This is a genomic window from Gordonia hydrophobica NBRC 16057, from assembly GCF_001592365.1.
Lineage (GTDB): Bacteria > Actinomycetota > Actinomycetes > Mycobacteriales > Mycobacteriaceae > Gordonia > Gordonia hydrophobica.
The window spans coordinates 294,252-310,172 of sequence record NZ_BCWU01000001.1 but is presented as its reverse complement, the minus strand read 5'-3'; the positions used below and the strand labels follow the sequence as shown (position 1 = coordinate 310,172).

The following is a 15,921-nucleotide window of genomic DNA, read 5'->3' as shown; positions in this document are numbered from 1 at the left end:
GTGCGGGACCCGTCACACCGGCAGCAGGTCGGCGATCACCTTCGACAACTGGTCCGCGTTGCGACACTCGAACATGTCGATCACCGCACCGTACTTGCTCGCGTCGGAATCGCCCGAGTCCCACGACGACTGCCGCTCCGGGTTGAGCCAGTAGGCGTTGCGGACGCGGTCGCGCATCTTGGCGAGCGCATCGGCGTGCGTGGGCCGGAAGTTGTTGCGCGCGTCGCCGAGGATCAACAGCGCACTGCGGTGGGTCAGCGAGTCGCCGTACATGTTCTCGAAGCCCTGAAGCATGTGACCGTAATCGGAGTGCCCGTCGCGCGTGCTGATGGACGCCTCGGTGAGCATGCGGGTCATCCGCTCACCGAACTGCTCGTCGCTGTTTCCGCGGTCGAAGAAGTCGGTCACCTCGTCGACGCTGTCGACGAACGCGAACACCCGGACATGGGAGAACTGCTGGCGCAGTGCATAGACCAGCTGCAGGGTGAACTGACTGAACCCGGCAACCGATCCGGAGACGTCGCAGATCACCACCAGTTCCGGCTTGCCCGGACGCGGCTTGCGACGCCGCAGGTCGATCGGCACGCCGCCGGTCGACATCGAGGCGCGCAAGGTGGCGCGCACATCGACCGGGCCGTGCTGATTACGCCGTCGCCGGAACTCCAACTTGGCGGCGAGCAGTCGGGCGATCGGGTCGATGGTCCGGCGCATCTTCGCCATGTCCTGCGGATTCGCCGAGAAGAAGTCGATCTTCTCGGGCAGCTTGGGCACCGCGTACTCGCCGACGGCCTCACGCCCGCGGACGTCGGCCATCCGGCGCTGCGTCTCCGTGGTGACGGCCTCACGCAGCCGGACCGTCGCCTCCCGGGCGGCACGACGGCTCATCGGATCGGTGCCCGGCCGCTCCCCCGACTCGGTGTCCTGACCGCCGGCCATCGCCGCGGCGATCCGCGCGATCAGCGTCTGCGGGGAGACCGCCGACATCGCCTGATAGACCGAATACGATTCGCCGCGCGCCGACTCGTACTGCCCCACCTCGCCGACGATCATCGCGACCAACTGGTCGAACCGCCCGTCGCTCATCGCCTCCTCGTCGGCGAGGATGTCCGCGGTCAACTCGCGCAGCGCCTCGATGTCGACGTTCCCCTCCGCGTCGCGCGGAACCTCCATGGCCCCGCGCCGAGCCGCCGAGCCCAGCGGGAACCACAGTTCAAAGCACAGGTCGAAGGTGTCGCGGTGGGTGTGGTCGTCGAGGAGCGTGGCCGCCAGTCCCTCCCGCAACGACCGTCGGTCGAGGAGGTCCAGCACGCTCATCGCCTGCCCGGCGTCGATGAGGTTCGACGGCCCGACGGTGATCCCTCGGGTGCGGAGGTCGTCCACGAACCCGGTGAGGGTGTCGACGAGCGGCTCGGTCACGGTGTCGCCCGCCTCCGGTCAGCCGAGCTTCAGCTCGCGCAGCGCGGTGGTGACGTCGGGGCGGTGCTTGAGCACCACGCCGAGCGTCCGCGCGATCAGCGAGTCGTCCAGCTTGCCCGCCTCCGCATCGGCGCCCGCCGTCATCGCCAGCAGCGTGTTGCCCCAGTCGATGGTCTCGGCGACCGACGGCTTCTTGCGGATGTCAAGGGTGCGGAGGACGCCGATGATGCGCACGATCTCCTCCGCCAGCTTGGTCGGCAACTCCGGCACCCGGGAGGCCAGGATCTCGCGTTCCAGTGTGGCGTCCGGGAAGTCGATGTACAGGTACAGGCAGCGCCGCTTGAGCGCCTCGGACAGTTCGCGGTTCGCGTTCGACGTCAGCAGCACGATCGGCCGACGGGTCGCCTCGACCGTCCCCATCTCCGGGATGGTGATCGCGAAGTCGCTGAGCACCTCCAGCAGCAGACCTTCGATGTCGACGTCGGCCTTGTCGATCTCGTCGATCAGCAGCACCGTCGGCTCGGTCCGGGAGATCGCGGTCAGCAGCGGCCGCGCGAGGAGGAACTCCTCGGAGAAGATGTCGCCCTTCGTCGACTCCCAGTCGCGTTGTCCCGCGGACTGGATCGCGAGGATCTGCTTGGCGTGGTTCCACTCGTAGAGTGCGCGGGCCTCGTCGATGCCCTCGTAGCACTGCAACCGCACCAACTCCGAGTCGGTCGCCTGAGCCAGAGCGCGCGCCAGCTCGGTCTTGCCGACACCGGCGGGACCCTCCACCAGCAGCGGCTTGCCGAGGCGGTCGGCGAGAAAGGCCGTCGTCGCGGTCGCGTCGTCGGCCAGATAGCCGGTCTCGCGCAACCGCGCGCGCACGTTGTCGACGTCGGTGAACACCGGCTGGATGTTTCCCCCGTCGCTGCGCTCGCCCTGGATGTTTCCGACGCCGCTCATGCGGGACGGACCTGGCCGTCGCCCCACACCAGCCATTTGGTGGAGGTCAGTTCCGGCAGACCCATTGGGCCGCGCGCATGCAGCTTCTGCGTCGAGATCCCGATCTCGGCGCCGAACCCGAACTGCTCGCCATCGGTGAACGCGGTGGAGGCGTTCACCATCACCGCGGCGGCGTCGACACGACTGGTGAACTCGTTGGCCGCGGCGAGGCTCGTGGTGACGATCGCCTCGGTGTGACCGGTGCTGTACGTCGCGATGTGATCGATCGCTGCTTCGAGATCGTCGACCACCTTCACCGCGATGTCGAGCGACAGGTACTCGCGGTGCCAGTCGTCTTCGGTCGCAGGCTCCATGCCCGGCTCTTCGCCGTGGATCACGACGCCCTGCGCCTGCAGCGCCGACGTGATCGGTGCGAGCGCCTGGTCGGCGATGCCGCTGTCGATCAGGACCGTCTCGACCGTGTTGCACACACTGGGTCGACGCGTCTTGGCGTTGAGGATGATTCGGGTGGCGACGTCGACGTCGGCCTCGCGGTGGACGAAGATGTGGCAGTTTCCGGAACCGGTCTCGATGGTCGGCACCGTCGCATTGGTGACGACCGCGCTGATCAGGCCGGCGCCGCCGCGCGGGATCACCACGTCCACGAGCCCGCGCGCCTGAATGAGCGCGGTGACGCTGTCACGGGTCTCGCTCGGGAGCAGTGCAACGGCGTTGCGGTCCACGTGGTGGTCGGACAGAACCGAGCGGAGCACCGACACCAACGCGGCGTTGGAGCTCACGGCCGACGACGAACCGCGCAGCAGGACGGCGTTGCCGGACTTGAACGAGATGCCGAATCCGTCGACGGTCACGTTGGGCCGCGCCTCGTAGACGAAGCCGACGACGCCGAGCGGCACCCGCACCTGACGGAGTTCGAGTCCGTTCGGGAGGGTCTTGCCGGTCAGCACGGCGCCGATCGGATCGGGCAGCGCGGCCACCTGGCGCAGACCGTCGGTGATGCCCGCGACGCGGTCGGCGGTCAGGCGGAGGCGGTCGACGAGCGCGGCCTCCGTGCCGGCCTCCTCGGCACGCTGCACGTCGTCGGCGTTGGCCGCGAGGATGTCGTCGGCAGCGGCGTCGATGGCGTCGGCAGCAGCCAACAGCACGGTGTTCTTCTGCGCCGTCGTGAGCTGTGCGATCGTCCGGGAGGCCGTCTTGGCCAAGGTGGCGAGCTCGGTGACCGCGAGCGTGACGTCGGCCGTCACACCGGCGGTCGTCTCGACCGAATCGGCGGTGGGTGCACTCATGATCCCCAGGGTAGCGCTAGGCGTCCTGACCACAGACCGCTCGGTGCGGCAGACTGATCCCGTCACCCCCACGGAAGGACTCCATCGTGAAAACCCGTCACGTCGCCTCGACGATCGCCGCTGCCGCCGTCGTCGTCGGCGTCGCCGCCTGCAGCCCGAACGAAGAGCCGTCGGACGCGACCACCAGCGCGTCGTCGCACGCGACCATGGACCACGGCGCGGGGGATCATCACGCGAGTTCGCAGGCTCCGGCCGACGGCGACCACAGCGACGCCGACGTGATGTTCGCGCAGATGATGCTGCCGCACCACAAGCAGGCCATCGTGATGAGCGACATCATGCTCGCCAAGAACGACATCCCGGAGAACGTCACCGAGCTGGCGCAGCAGATCAAGGACGCACAGGGTCCGGAGATCACCGAGCTCACCGGCTGGCTGACTGCCTGGGGCGCCCCGGTCGACGCGCCGATGGACCACGAGATGGACGGCATGCTCTCCGACGCCGACATCGACAAGCTCCGCACCGCGACCGGCGCCGACGCCGCGAAGCTGTTCCTGACACAGATGATCGAGCACCACGAGGGCGCCGTCGAGATGGCCGAACAGCAAATCGAGAACGGCAAGAACTCCGACGCGGTCGAGATGGCGCGGTCGATCGTCGAATCCCAGCAGAAGGAGATCGACGACATGAAGGCCATGCTGAAGGAGCTGTAGGCCCGTCCACCGCCCTCCGTCTACCCCAGGACCGGGAACACGGCGTCGCGCAGCAGCGGAGCGATGTCGTCGCGCGCGCCGTCGGCGGGATCGACCCACGCGAGCTCTGCGATCTCGGCCGATGCCGCAGGCTCGCCGACGAGGGGATGCTCGAAGACTTCGGCGACCACGGTGAAGCCTGCCTCATTCGCGGCGTCGGCGGTGAACTCGCCGAGGCGCGTGAGCGACGTCACCTCCAGGTCGACGCCGAGCTCCTCCCGCGCCTCACGGACAGCCGCCTCGGCGAAGGTCTCGCCGGGATCGAGTTTGCCCCCGGGAAACATGAACAGGGTCGAGCCCTGCTTGCGGACGGTGAGGACGCGTCCCCGCTCGTCGCGCAAGACGACGGCGCTCACGATCACTCGATCGGTCATTGTCAGCTCCTCGATCCGGGTGTCGGAGTACAGGTTGCGGCCCGGCCCCACGGTAGCCGCCCGGTGCGCAGCCGGGCGCACGCGCTCGTCGAGCGTTCGGGCCACAATTGGGTGATAATCGACGCGACTCACACCGTCCACGCACCCCGTCGCCAGGAGAATCGCGCATGACCGTCAACGACACCTTCACCGAGTTCCATGGACTGCCCATCATCGAGTTCTCGCCAGAGAAGCCCGCGGCCCCGCAGGGTCCGGTCGCCTGGCGTATCAGTGTGTCCACCTACGACGCGGAGATCTCGTGGCCCGAGGCCTTCTCGGCGTTCCTCGACCAGGTGGATCCGGCGACCGTCACCGCGATCGTCGTCGGCGGCTGGGCGGATCCGTACGACAAGAGCTCCGCCGAGGTGGTCCAGGCCATCATCGACGCGGCGCCGCGACTGCCCGCGCTGCGCGCCCTGTTCCTCGGCGACATGGACTCCGAGGACTGTGAGATCTCCTGGATCGTCCAGTCCGATGTCACCGGGCTGCTCACCGCCTTCCCCGCGCTGGAGGAGCTCGGCATTCGAGGCAGTACCCAACTTTCGCTCACCGCGACCACGCACACAGCACTGCGACGCCTGGTCATCGAGTCGGGCGGTCTGCCCTCCGCAGTGGCGCAAGCCGTCGCGGCTTCGGATTTCCCCGCTCTCGAAGACCTGGAGTTGTGGCTCGGCACCGAAGATTACGGCGGCGACGCGTCGATCGACGATCTCGCTCCGTTCCTCTCCGGTGCACGACTGCCCGCGTTGAAGCGACTCGCACTCTGCGACAGCGAGATCCAGACCGACGTCGCGAAGGCCGTCGCGGCGGCACCGGTGGTCGCGCAGTTGACCGACTTGGATCTGTCGATGGGCGTTCTCCACGACGAAGGCGGCCAGGCACTCATGTCGGGCGTCTCGCTGGCGCACCTGACGTCCATCAACCTGAACCACAACTACTTCACCGATCCGGTCCGTCAGCAACTGCGCACGTTCTTCGCCGACCTCGGCGTCGAGGCCGACGTCGAAGAGGGCGACGCGGACGCAGACGACTACGGCGACGGCGAGATCTACTACAGCATCGCCGTCTCCGAATGATCGACGCTCCGCTGACGATCGTCGGGGATCCCGACGGTCGTCGGACGCGGCTGCTGCGTGACGCCGTCGACCGGCAGGGCGGCCGGGCGCCCCGGGTGATCGGATGGGAGCACTTGATCGCCGGTACCGTTCCGCGTTTCGCCTCCCACGAGATCGTGTGGCTCGACTCCCCCGACGGCAGCCGGTCCGTCGACGCGCTGCTGCGCGGACCGGGCGAGCAGAGCCGTATCGCCGACGGACCGCGGTGGTACCGGTCCATGTGCGCGGCCGCCGCGTCGTTGCGCGGCGGGCTGCACCTCACCGATGCGGCCGACCTGCCGGTCATGTTCGACAAACGCGCGTGCCATGCGCGGCTGGCCGCCGCGGGGGTTCCGGTTCCGGACTCCCCCACCTCGGGCGGCACCGCGCCGCTCGTCGACGCGACGGCGGTGCGCGACGCGGCGGCCGCCGCCGGCCTGCGGCGGTACTTCGTGAAACCCGCGCACGGCTCGTCGGCGGCGGGAGTGGTGGCTGTCGAGACGGCGTCCGGGAACCGCGTTCAGGCGCGCTCGAGTGTGGAGATCGCGTCCGACGGGCGCCTGTTCAACACCCTGCGCGTGCGGAAGTACGTCGGCGCGGACCGCGTGGACGCCCTGCTCGACGCGGTGGCGCCCGAGACCCTGCATGTGGAGGCCTGGATTCCGAAGCCGACGGTGGCCGGGTGTCCGGCCGACCTGCGGGTGGTCGTCGTGGCCGGACGGGCCACGCACGCGGTCCTGCGCCTCGGCGCGTCCACGATGACCAACCTCCACCTCGGCGGTCGCCGCGGCGAACTGCACGCTGCGATCGACGGCCTGGAGCGTTCCGGGTTCGGGTGGACCAGAGCGCTGGGCGTCGCCGAAGCGGCCGCCCGCTGCTTTCCGCACACCCTCTGCGTAGGCGTCGATCTGCTGCCGTCGGTCGGCTGGCGGTCGGTCCGGGTCGGCGAGGTGAACGCGTTCGGCGACCTGCTCCCCGGTCTGCGCGGGCTTCCCGGCCGGGCCCACGGACTCGACACCTACGAGGCACAGCTCCGGGCGCTGCCCGAGTGGGTCGGCGATGTCGCAGCCTGACCCGAACCCCTCCGATATGAACCCCACCGACATGAACGCGATCGTCGGCTCCCACGACATCCTGTTCGTTACTCTCGACACCCTGCGCTACGACGTCGCCGCCGCGCTGGCCGCGCAGGGGCGTCTGCCGAACCTCACCGCGCACCTCCCCGGCGGTGCATGGGAACGGCGGCACACCCCCGGCAGCTTCACCTACGCCGCCCATCACGCGTACTTCGCGGGCTTCCTGCCGACACCGGACGCCCCAGGCCCGCATCCCCGCTTGTTCGCCGCCGCGTTCGGCGGCAGCGAGTCGACGGCGACGTCGACCTTCGTGTTTCCGCAGGCGACCCTCGTCGAGGGCCTGTCGGCGATCGGGTACCGCACCGTCTGCATCGGCGGCGTCGGCTTCTTCAACCGGCAGACCGCCCTCGGGTCGGTCCTCCCCGATCTGTTCGACGAGGCGCACTGGTCGCCCGATCTCGGGGTGACGGCGCCGGCGTCGTTCGAGAATCAGGTGGCCTTGGTCGAGCGCCTCGTCGCCGACCGCGACGGTGCGCAGCCGTTGCTGCTGTTCCTGAACGTGTCGGCGATCCATCAGCCCAACTGGTTCTACGCCGACGGTCGCTGCGCCGACGACGGCGACGACCTCGCCTCGCACGGCGCCGCATTGGAGTACGTGGACCGGCACATCGGGCGCCTGTTCGACGCCATGTCCGCACATCGCGACTGCTTCACCCTCGTGTGCTCGGATCACGGCACCACGTACGGCGACGACCACCACGTCGGGCATCGGGTGGGCCATCCCGCCGTGTGGACGGTGCCGTATGCGGACTTCGTCCTGCGCCGGGGAGAATGATGCCGAGATCGATCACGTTGACGACCATGACGCCGGAAAGAATGACATCCGTGAGGACCGACGAGGCGGCGACGCACCAGCAGGTGGCGCCGTATCAGCAGTACGTGTACGCCTATCCGCACAAGACGGCCTACCGGCCGCTGACGCCGCGGCCGAGCGTCGCATCGCTGTGGGAGAACGAACCCGACGCCGCGCTGTCGCTGTATCTGCACATCCCGTTCTGCGAGGTGCGGTGCGGGTTCTGCAATCTGTTCACGCGCGTCGGCGCGCCGGACGAGGCGACCACCCGCTATCTCGACGCGCTGGAACGACAGTCGATGGCGATGCGCGACGCGCTGAGTCCGTCCGCGCGCACGGCGACCGCCGCGATCGGCGGCGGGACCCCGACCTTCCTGACGCCCGGGGAGCTGGAGCGGCTCTTCGACATCGCCGAGTCGATGCCGGGGACCGATCTGCGCGCGATTCCGCTGTCGGTGGAGGCGTCGCCGTCGACCGCCACCCCGGATCGCTTGCGGATCCTCGCCGACCGCGGCACCACCCGCCTCAGCATCGGCGTGCAGACCTTCGACCCCGACGAGGCGCGCGCGGCGGTCCGCCCGCAACGCCGCAGCGACGTCGACGCCGCGCTCGCCGCGATCCGTGACACCGCGATCCCGGTGCTCAACATCGATCTGATCTACGGGATCGACGGCCAGACCGACCGCTCGTTCGTCGCCAGCATCGACGCCGCGCTGCAGTGGCGACCCGAGGAGCTGTACCTGTATCCGCTGTACGTGCGCCCGCTCACCGGTCTGGCCCGGCGCGCACCGCTGGTCGATCCCGAGTGGGACGAGCACCGGTTGCGGTTGTACCGGACCGGGCGCGACCACCTGCTGGCGAACGGCTATGAACAGCAGTCCATGCGGATGTTTCGACGCGTGGACGCGCCTGATCTGGGCCCGAACGACTACGCCTGTCAGAGCGACGGCATGGTCGGCCTCGGCTGCGGCGCCCGCAGCTACACGCGCGATCTGCACTACTCGTTCGACTATGCGGTCGACGCCACGCAGGTCCGCGCCATCATCGACGATTTCACCGGCCGCAGCGTCGACGACTTCCGACGCGCGGACTACGGCTTCGTGATCTCCGACGACGAGCGTCGGCGCCGCTACTTCCTGCAGTCGGTGCTGCAGGCGGACGGGCTCGCGACCGACGACTACCGCGCACAGTTCGGTGCCGCGCCGCACGATCATTTCGGCGAGGTGATCGACCGGTGGCGCCGACGCGGTTGGCTCGCGGACCACCCCGCGCGGCTGCAGCTGTCGGCGGACGGGCTGGCCTACTCCGACGCCCTGGGTCCGGAACTGTTCTCGCCCGCCGTGGTCGCGGCGATGGCCGACTACGAACGGCGCTGACCATGCTGACCATCCTGTATCGCGGACCGCTGGCCTCCTGCGACTACGACTGCCCGTACTGCCCCTTCGCCAAGCGCCGGGACTCGCGCGAGGCCCTGCGCGCCGACCGGGCCGCGCTGGAACGGTTCTGCGACTGGGTCGAGAACGAGCCCGACGAGGTGTCGGTCCTGTTCACCCCGTGGGGCGAAGGGCTGGTGCGCAGCTGGTATCGCCGCGCGATGGTCCGGCTCTCGCACCTGCCGAATGTGCGGCGCGTGGCGATCCAGACCAACATCAGCTGCCGGACGTCGTGGCTGGCCGACGCCGATCTCGACACGCTGGCCCTGTGGTGCACCTTCCACCCCGATCAGGTGACCGCGCCGCGTTTCCTCGCCAAGACCGCGGAGCTCGCCGATCTGGGGGTGCGGTTCAGCGTCGGGATCGTCGGACTGCCGGAACACGCCGACGCCGCGCGCATGCTGCGCGCCGAACTCCCCGAGCATGTTTATCTCTGGGTCAACGCGGCCGAGGGCCACGTGTACGACGATGCCGAGGCCGCCGCCTGGGAGACGGTGGATCCACTGTTCTCCTACAGCCGACGCCCCCACCCGTCGCAGGGAGTCGCCTGTCGGACGGGCGAGTCGGTGATCTCGGTGGACGGCGACGGAACCGTTCGACGGTGCCACTTCGTGCCCGATGTGCTCGGCAATCTGTACGACGGCTCGTTCCGCGAAGCGCTCCGGGCCCGCGCCTGTCCGCTCGCCTGCTGCGACTGCCACATCGGCTACGTGCACCTGGAATCGTTGCCGCTGTACGACGTCTTCGCCGGCGGCGTCCTGGAACGGATACCGCTCCGCGTCGGCTGACCCGCCCGGTCAGCACGTCGCCAACGCCGTCGCGAGCACTGACCGCGACGGCGCGTCGACGGGCAGGCGATAGCCGTCCAGCACGCGAATGAAGGCGATCGCGTACTGGCAGTGGAAGCCGCGCAGCCGTGGCATCCACCGGGCCGGCTCGGAGTCGGACTTGTTCTGGTTGCTGTCGGCGTCGACGGCCAGCAGATTCGACGGATCGTTCGCGAACGCCCAGCGCCGCGGACGCGGCCACTGCGCAGCGCCGAGATCCCACGCGTACGAGAGCGGCACCACATGATCGATCTGCACCGCCGCCGATCCGCGCCCGCGGCGGAAACTGATCGGCCTGCCGGTGTACGGACTGACGAAGGTGCCCGCGGCGACGGCGCGCGGGCACGACTCGATCGCGATGCGCGCCGTGACCGCGAGGTCGCGGGACAGGATGTCGTTTCGGGTGTCGCAGGAGTTTCCGCCGCCCCGCACATCCGCGGCGTCGGTCCACGCTGGGCCGAAGGCATCACGGTCGTAGCCGACGTCGTGCGCCGGCCGACGATCCAGCACGGTCAGCCGGGCCAGGCGTGAGCGCGCGGTCGCCACCGCCGTCCAGTCGACGGTCCGCGGAGGGGACGGCAGACCGACACCGACCGCGACGAGGACTGTGGTCGCGGCGAACACGACGAGCCACATCCACTGCCGTCCGGTCAGACGCACACGACCCGGCCGATGCACACGTATCCGCAGGACACGCATCCGCCACCATGTCGACCCCATCGCCTGCCGCATACCCATTGGACGCACGTCGCGTCGGCGCGGTTCCGCGACACGCCGGGATCGGCGGCGACAGTCCGGTACTGGAGGCGGTCAGTGCTGGATGTACTGCACCAGGTGCTCGCGTTCGGTCTCGAGCTCGTCGATCGCGCTCTTGACCACGTCGCCGATGCTGATGATGCCGACCAACTCACCGTCGTCGAGGACCGGCAGGTGCCGGACGCGATGCTCGGTCATCGTCTCGCGGAGCCCCTCGATGGGATCATCCGGCGAGCACGTGTGCATCACCGGCGTCATGATCGCCGAGATCGGTCCCTCCAGAATCGCCGCGCCGTGCGCGTACAGGCGGCGGACCACGTCGCGCTCGGACACGATGCCCGCCAGCGCCCCGCCGTCCCCGACCACCACCACGGCGCCGATGTTCCATTCGTCGAGAGTCGCGAGCAGGCTGCGCACCGTCGCGCCCTCCCGCACCGTGATGACTCCGCTGCCCTTCTTGCCCAAGATCTGCGCGATCCGCATGGCCGTCCTCCACTCTGTGAGCTGACTTCGACTTCTCTAGCGTCCGCCATTTCAGGCGAAAAGACCAGAGGCGCGGCAGGGCAACCGTCGAGGTCTACGACTTGTCGAGGTACTCCGCACGCGAGGGCAGCAGGATGGAGTGCACCAGGTCGGCGAGCGCGGGATGCGCGACCAGCTCGGGGTCGTCGAGGACGATCTGCTCGGCGAGGTCGCGGGCGTCGGCGATCACCTCGACGTCGTCGAGCAGCGACAGGAAGCTGAGCGAGCTCTTACCGCCCGACTGCAGCGAACCGAGGATGTCGCCTTCGCGTCGCTGGGCGAGGTCGACGCGCGCGAGCTCGAATCCGTCGGTGCTCGCTTCGACGGCGCGCAGTCGTTCCATCGACTGCCCCATGTCGCCCGCCATCGTCATCAGCAGGCACAGCCCGGCGTGCTGCCCGCGACCGACACGACCGCGGAGCTGATGCAGTTGGCTCACGCCGAAGCGTTCGGCGTTGACGATGACCATCATCGTGGCGTTCGGGACGTCGACGCCCACCTCGATGACGGTGGTCGCGACCAGGATGTCGATCTCGCCGCGAGTGAAGGCGTCCATCACGTCGTTCTTCTCGTCGGCGGGCAATCGGCCGTGCAGGATGCCGAGGCGACGTCCGGCGAGCGGCCCCGCCGCCAACTGCTCGGCGAGTTCCAGGACCGAGATCGTCTCGTCCTCGGCGTCCTGCTGCGGGCCGCCCTTCTTGCCCTTCTTCGCCTTGCCCTTCTTCGCGTTGGTCTGCTCGTCGCCGATCTTGGTGCACACCACATACGCCTGACGACCGGCGTCGATCTCCTCGTTGGCGCGCGCCCACACGCGGTCGACCCACGTCGCCTTCCGCATCGGCACCACGCTGGTGGTGATCGGCTGCCGGCCGCGCGGCAACTCGGTCATCACCGACGTGTCGAGGTCGCCGAAGGTGATCATCGCGACGGTCCGCGGAATCGGGGTGGCGGTCATGACGAGGAAGTGGGGGCGGGTGTCGTCACGCCCCTTGCCGCGGAGCACGTCCCGTTGTTCGACGCCGAACCGGTGCTGCTCGTCGACGACCACCATGCCGAGGTCGAAGAACTCCACGTGCTCTTCGAGCAGGGCGTGGGTCCCGATCACGATGCCCGCGTCGCCGGTGACGGCATCGAGCAGCACCTGACGTTTGGCCGCGGTGCCGAGCGATCCGGTGAGCAGCCCGACGCGTGTCGCGCCGTCGGCGGCGCCGAGTTCGCCGGCGCGCGCCAGGTCGCCGAGCATCGTCATGACCGTGCGATAGTGCTGGGCGGCAAGGACTTCGGTGGGCGCGAGGATGGCGCACTGGTGGCCGTTGTCGACGACGCGGAGCATCGCCAGCAAGGAGACGAGCGTCTTACCTGAACCCACCTCGCCCTGCAGGAGTCGGCTCATCGGGTGTTCGTCGGCGAGGTCCTCGCCGATCTCGAGCAGCACGTCCTTCTGCCCGTCGGTGAGCTGGAACGGCAGTCGTGCCAGCAACTGGTCCTCCAGCCCGCCGGGCACGTGCCGACACGACTGCGCGTACTCGGCCACGGCGCTGAAGCGCCGTCGTGCGAGTTCGGTCTGCACGGCCAGCGCCTCGTCGAACTTCAGTCGCGCCCGTGCGGCCTCGATGTCGTCGAGGGTCTCGGGCAGGTGCACGCGATGGATGGCCTCGTCGCCGGTGATCAGCCCGCGCTCAGTGCGCTGCCGTTCTGTGAGCGCATCCGCAGCGGGCGCGGTGTCGGCGAGCACCTGCCGCACCGCCCGCCAGACCTCCCACGTCTGCACGTCTTTGGTCGCCGGGTACATGGGGATGATGTCGCGGGAGAAGTTGGCCACGTCGTCGGCCGACGCCGTCGATCCGTGCTTGCCCGCGCCCGAGTCGCCGTCCGCGTCGTCGGCGTACATCTCGCCGATCAGCGCGGCGTTCCCGACGACGTCGATGCCGTCGTCCTCGGGCATCACCATCCAGTCCGGATGCGACAGCTGCACCTGGTTCTGAAACAGTTTGACGGTGCCCGCCATCGCGACGCGGGTTCCCGGCTTCAGCACCTTCTGGATCCAGCGCGCATTGAAGAAGCTGGCCTCGTAGTTGGCGCGGCCGTCGTTGACGACCACTTTCAGGAACTGTCCGTAGCGGCGCTTCATCTGGATCATCTGCGCCTTCTGAATGCGACCGACGACGGTGATCCACTCCCCCGGCTCGGGGCGTTCGGATTCGGTCAGGTGGCCGCGGCGGAGGTAACGACGCGGCACATACCGCAACAGCTCGCCGACGGTCGTCAACTCCAGACCGTGGAGCTTCGTGAGCAGGGCGGGGTCGATCGACGACTCGCTCAGCGGTGACGCGGTCGTCAGCATCACTCGACGCCGATCTGCAGCAGATCGCCGGACTGTCCCGACTCGTACAGCGCCAGTTCGATGCCCGCGTAGTGGCTGCGGACGTGCGCGGTGATCGCCTCGCGCGCGTCGGCGTCGAGGTCGCGGCCGGCCAGGACCGTCACCATCTCGCCGCCGGTGGCGAGCATCAGGTCGAGCAGGGCGGTCGCCGCCTGTCGCTGTTCGGGGGCGATCACCAGGACGTCGGAGCCGATGAGGCCCAGGGTGTCGCCGATGTCGCAGGTGCCCGCGAGGGTCATCATCTTGCTGTTGGAGCGCATCAGCGAACCCCAGCGGGTGCTCGCGGCGGCTTCGGCCATCGCAAAGGCGTCGACGTCGGACTCCTCATCGGGCTCGTGCACGGCGAGCGCCGACAGGCACTGCACCATCGACAGCGTCGGCAGGAACACCACCGACCGCTGTGGCGACCGTGCCTGCGCACCGACCTGAACGAGGTCCTGGGACGACATCATCCCGTTGCCCATGACGATCACGTGGGCGCTGTCGGCGACGCGGATCGCCTCGGAGAGGGTCGCCGGGTGCACCCCGTGGTCGGCCCGGACCACCGAGGCACCGGCCTCGGTGAACAGTTCTTCGGCACCGGCGCCGGTGACGAGCGCGACCACCGCGCGCTTGTACCTCGGCGGCGGATCGTTGGCCCCGGGGACCGAGCGGATGGCGTCGAGCGCAAAGCAGCTGATCCGGATGTCGGAGACACAGCCGACGCCGATGCCCGCCTCCACCGCGGCGCCCGGTTCGTCGGTGTGCACGTGCACCGAGAAGCGTTCGGCGGCGGCAGAGCTGTCACCGACGATGACGATGGAGTCGCCGAGCTCGCCGAGCCGGTCCCGCAGTTCGCCGATCCGTGAGCCGTCGGTGGCCTCGAGCAGGTACATCACCTCGAAGTCGGTGTCGCCCTCGTCTGCGCACTCGCCGTCGTCGTGACCGGTGAGTCCGCCGCCTGCGCTGAGGATCCCGCGGTAGGCGCGTCGTTTGTTCGCGACCCCGGTGACCACCAGGACCAGCGCGTCGGCGATCACCAGGAAGCCGCGCCCACCCGCGTCGACCACCCCCGCGTTCGCCAGTTCGGGCATCTGGTCCGGCGTCAGGTCGAGGGCCTGGGCGCAGTCGTCGGCGACGGCTCGCGCCAGATCGGCGGGCGACCCGTTCACGTTGGCCGACGCGCTCTCGGCCGCGACCCGCAGCACCGTGAGCACCGTGCCCTCGCGCGGCTCGCTGACGGCGCGCCGGGCCGCCAGGGCGCCGAGCCGCAGACCGTTCTTGACGAGTCGGTTGAAGCTGGGGTCGTTCTCCTCCACGGCGAGGTCTGCGGCGTCGGCCAGGCCGATGAGCACCTGCGACAGGATGACGCCGGAGTTGCCACGCGCGGCCGACACAGCGGCATCGGCCAGGGCTCGAGTCACGGTCTGCAGATCGGACTGATCGGTCAACTCGTCGAGTGCGGCCACCGCACCGGCCATGGTGTACGCCATGTTGCTGCCGGTGTCCGAGTCGGGAATCGGGAACACATTGAGTGCATTGATCTCCGAGCGCATCGTCTCGAGGCCGTCCGCGCACGCCTGCACCCAGTCTCTGATGAGCTGCGGATTGATCGAGGTGCTGCTGTCTCCGATGCGTCCAGACACTTCTCCACCCGCCCTTTCTGTCCCCGCCGCCCGCGCCGACCGTCTACGCTCACTCTTGCGCCTGAGGTTACCGTCCCCCGCCGACACAGACGTATCGGACGACCCCGGTGCAGGACTCGGAGGCATCGAGCAGCCCGATTTGGTCACGACCGGTTTCGCGGTTATTCTGGTCAGGTTGCCGATAGACGCGGCGCGCCTTGCAGCGCTCTACAGTCGGCTGACCATTGACCACCATTTTCTACCAAGGGAGTTCGAAATGGCTGCCGTATGTGACGTTTGCGGTAAGGGCCCTGGCTTCGGCAAGTCGGTCTCGCACTCGCACCGGCGCACCAACCGGCGCTGGAACCCGAACATCCAGTCCGTGCGCGTTGAGGTTGCCCCCGGCAACAAGAAGCGCCAGAACGTGTGCACCTCGTGCCTCAAGGCCGGCAAGACCGTCCAGGCCTGAGCGACTAACGCTTCACGATCGCCGTCCGGCAGTGCCGGGCGGCGATTTCGTCGTGTCCGGCCCCGGGCGGCAACCAGGATCGGTGAACCTCG

General features: G+C 69.0%; 15 protein-coding genes. 7 read left to right on the top strand and 8 right to left on the bottom strand.

The genetic code is table 11. From position 1 onward, the window contains the following. Positions 1 to 12: 12 nt before the first annotated feature. The 3 genes from GH2_RS01545 to GH2_RS01535 are packed head-to-tail and all read right to left on the bottom strand — an operon-like array spanning position 13 to position 3,647. Positions 13 to 1,416: a vWA domain-containing protein gene (locus tag GH2_RS01545; protein WP_066162141.1), complete on the bottom strand. Its 1,404-nt coding sequence runs from the start codon at positions 1,414 to 1,416 to the stop codon at positions 13 to 15. 18 nt (positions 1,417 to 1,434) lie between these two features. Further along, complete coding sequence (locus GH2_RS01540; RefSeq protein WP_066162137.1) at positions 1,435 to 2,361, bottom strand: AAA family ATPase; 927 nt, start codon at positions 2,359 to 2,361, stop codon at positions 1,435 to 1,437. After that, positions 2,358 to 3,647 carry a glutamate-5-semialdehyde dehydrogenase gene (locus tag GH2_RS01535; protein WP_066162136.1) on the bottom strand — a complete coding sequence of 430 codons (1,290 nt, stop codon included), beginning with the start codon at positions 3,645 to 3,647 and terminating at the stop codon, positions 2,358 to 2,360. Before GH2_RS01535 ends, GH2_RS01540 begins: the two co-directional genes overlap by 4 nt. An 86-nt stretch (positions 3,648 to 3,733) precedes the next feature. On the opposite strand from GH2_RS01535, the gene GH2_RS01530 reads away from it, so the two are divergent. Continuing rightward, the gene (locus GH2_RS01530; RefSeq protein ID WP_066162134.1) at positions 3,734 to 4,360 is read left to right on the top strand and encodes a DUF305 domain-containing protein; all 627 of its coding nucleotides are present in this window, start codon (positions 3,734 to 3,736) and stop codon (positions 4,358 to 4,360) included. A 20-nt stretch (positions 4,361 to 4,380) separates the two neighbouring features. Here GH2_RS01530 and GH2_RS01525 read toward each other — a convergent pair whose 3' ends face one another. Beyond that, entirely contained in the window at positions 4,381 to 4,878 is a 498-nt protein-coding gene (locus GH2_RS01525; RefSeq protein ID WP_372434436.1) for an NUDIX hydrolase, read from the bottom strand. Positions 4,879 to 4,940: 62 nt separating this feature from the next. Between GH2_RS01525 and GH2_RS01520 the strand changes: the two genes are divergently transcribed. From GH2_RS01520 to GH2_RS01500, 5 genes are read left to right on the top strand one after another with little or no spacing between them, the layout of a single operon-like run. Then, a complete protein-coding gene (locus tag GH2_RS01520) occupies positions 4,941 to 5,888 on the top strand; it encodes an STM4015 family protein (protein WP_066162131.1) in 948 nt (315 codons plus the stop codon). Continuing rightward, entirely contained in the window at positions 5,885 to 6,979 is a 1,095-nt protein-coding gene (locus tag GH2_RS01515; RefSeq protein WP_066162128.1) for an STM4014 family protein, read from the top strand. Before GH2_RS01520 ends, GH2_RS01515 begins: the two co-directional genes overlap by 4 nt. Before the next feature lie 16 nt (positions 6,980 to 6,995). Further along, on the top strand, positions 6,996 to 7,817 hold the full coding sequence (locus GH2_RS01510) for an STM4013/SEN3800 family hydrolase (protein WP_239588506.1): 822 nt from the start codon (positions 6,996 to 6,998) through the stop codon (positions 7,815 to 7,817). Between the two features lie 50 nt (positions 7,818 to 7,867). Next, positions 7,868 to 9,211, top strand: a complete 1,344-nt coding sequence (locus GH2_RS01505; RefSeq protein ID WP_244885286.1) for an STM4012 family radical SAM protein — start codon at positions 7,868 to 7,870, stop codon at positions 9,209 to 9,211. Positions 9,212 to 9,213: 2 nt separating this feature from the next. Next, on the top strand, positions 9,214 to 10,056 hold the full coding sequence (locus tag GH2_RS01500; protein WP_066162121.1) for an STM4011 family radical SAM protein: 843 nt from the start codon (positions 9,214 to 9,216) through the stop codon (positions 10,054 to 10,056). A 9-nt stretch (positions 10,057 to 10,065) separates the two neighbouring features. On the opposite strand, the gene GH2_RS01495 is transcribed toward GH2_RS01500, so the two are convergent. The 4 genes from GH2_RS01495 to GH2_RS01480 all read right to left on the bottom strand — a co-directional run bounded on the left by GH2_RS01495 (position 10,066) and on the right by GH2_RS01480 (position 15,291). After that, positions 10,066 to 10,833: an HNH endonuclease family protein gene (locus GH2_RS01495; protein ID WP_307825349.1), complete on the bottom strand. Its 768-nt coding sequence runs from the start codon at positions 10,831 to 10,833 to the stop codon at positions 10,066 to 10,068. A gap of 72 nt (positions 10,834 to 10,905) precedes the next feature. Continuing rightward, positions 10,906 to 11,334: a CBS domain-containing protein gene (locus tag GH2_RS01490; RefSeq protein ID WP_066162116.1), complete on the bottom strand. Its 429-nt coding sequence runs from the start codon at positions 11,332 to 11,334 to the stop codon at positions 10,906 to 10,908. Positions 11,335 to 11,428: 94 nt separating this feature from the next. Further along, positions 11,429 to 13,717, bottom strand: a complete 2,289-nt coding sequence (gene recG / locus GH2_RS01485) for an ATP-dependent DNA helicase RecG (RefSeq protein WP_066162113.1) — start codon at positions 13,715 to 13,717, stop codon at positions 11,429 to 11,431. Further along, positions 13,717 to 15,291, bottom strand: a complete 1,575-nt coding sequence (locus tag GH2_RS01480) for a DAK2 domain-containing protein (RefSeq protein WP_239588559.1) — start codon at positions 15,289 to 15,291, stop codon at positions 13,717 to 13,719. Before GH2_RS01480 ends, recG begins: the two co-directional genes overlap by 1 nt. 346 nt (positions 15,292 to 15,637) lie before the next feature. Here GH2_RS01480 and rpmB point away from each other — a divergent pair, with 346 nt between their 5' ends. After that, positions 15,638 to 15,829 (top strand): 50S ribosomal protein L28, encoded by a 192-nt coding sequence (rpmB, locus tag GH2_RS01475; protein WP_066163244.1) that lies wholly within the window; start codon positions 15,638 to 15,640, stop codon positions 15,827 to 15,829. Positions 15,830 to 15,921: the final 92 nt, after the last annotated feature.

What these genes read in the sequence shown, in the direction of transcription:
- GH2_RS01490 (WP_066162116.1), bottom strand. Translation starts at nt 11,334, where the DNA reads ATGCGGATCGCGCAGATCTTGGGCAAGAAGGGCAGCGGAGTCATCACG.
- GH2_RS01515 (WP_066162128.1), top strand. Translation starts at nt 5,885, where the DNA reads ATGATCGACGCTCCGCTGACGATCGTCGGGGATCCCGACGGTCGTCGG.
- recG (WP_066162113.1), bottom strand. Translation starts at nt 13,717, where the DNA reads ATGCTGACGACCGCGTCACCGCTGAGCGAGTCGTCGATCGACCCCGCC.
- GH2_RS01540 (WP_066162137.1), bottom strand. Translation starts at nt 2,361, where the DNA reads ATGAGCGGCGTCGGAAACATCCAGGGCGAGCGCAGCGACGGGGGAAAC.
- GH2_RS01510 (WP_239588506.1), top strand. Translation starts at nt 6,996, where the DNA reads ATGAACCCCACCGACATGAACGCGATCGTCGGCTCCCACGACATCCTG.
- GH2_RS01520 (WP_066162131.1), top strand. Translation starts at nt 4,941, where the DNA reads ATGACCGTCAACGACACCTTCACCGAGTTCCATGGACTGCCCATCATC.
- GH2_RS01495 (WP_307825349.1), bottom strand. Translation starts at nt 10,833, where the DNA reads ATGGGTATGCGGCAGGCGATGGGGTCGACATGGTGGCGGATGCGTGTC.
- GH2_RS01500 (WP_066162121.1), top strand. Translation starts at nt 9,214, where the DNA reads ATGCTGACCATCCTGTATCGCGGACCGCTGGCCTCCTGCGACTACGAC.
- GH2_RS01535 (WP_066162136.1), bottom strand. Translation starts at nt 3,647, where the DNA reads ATGAGTGCACCCACCGCCGATTCGGTCGAGACGACCGCCGGTGTGACG.
- GH2_RS01480 (WP_239588559.1), bottom strand. Translation starts at nt 15,291, where the DNA reads ATGCGCTCGGAGATCAATGCACTCAATGTGTTCCCGATTCCCGACTCG.
- rpmB (WP_066163244.1), top strand. Translation starts at nt 15,638, where the DNA reads ATGGCTGCCGTATGTGACGTTTGCGGTAAGGGCCCTGGCTTCGGCAAG.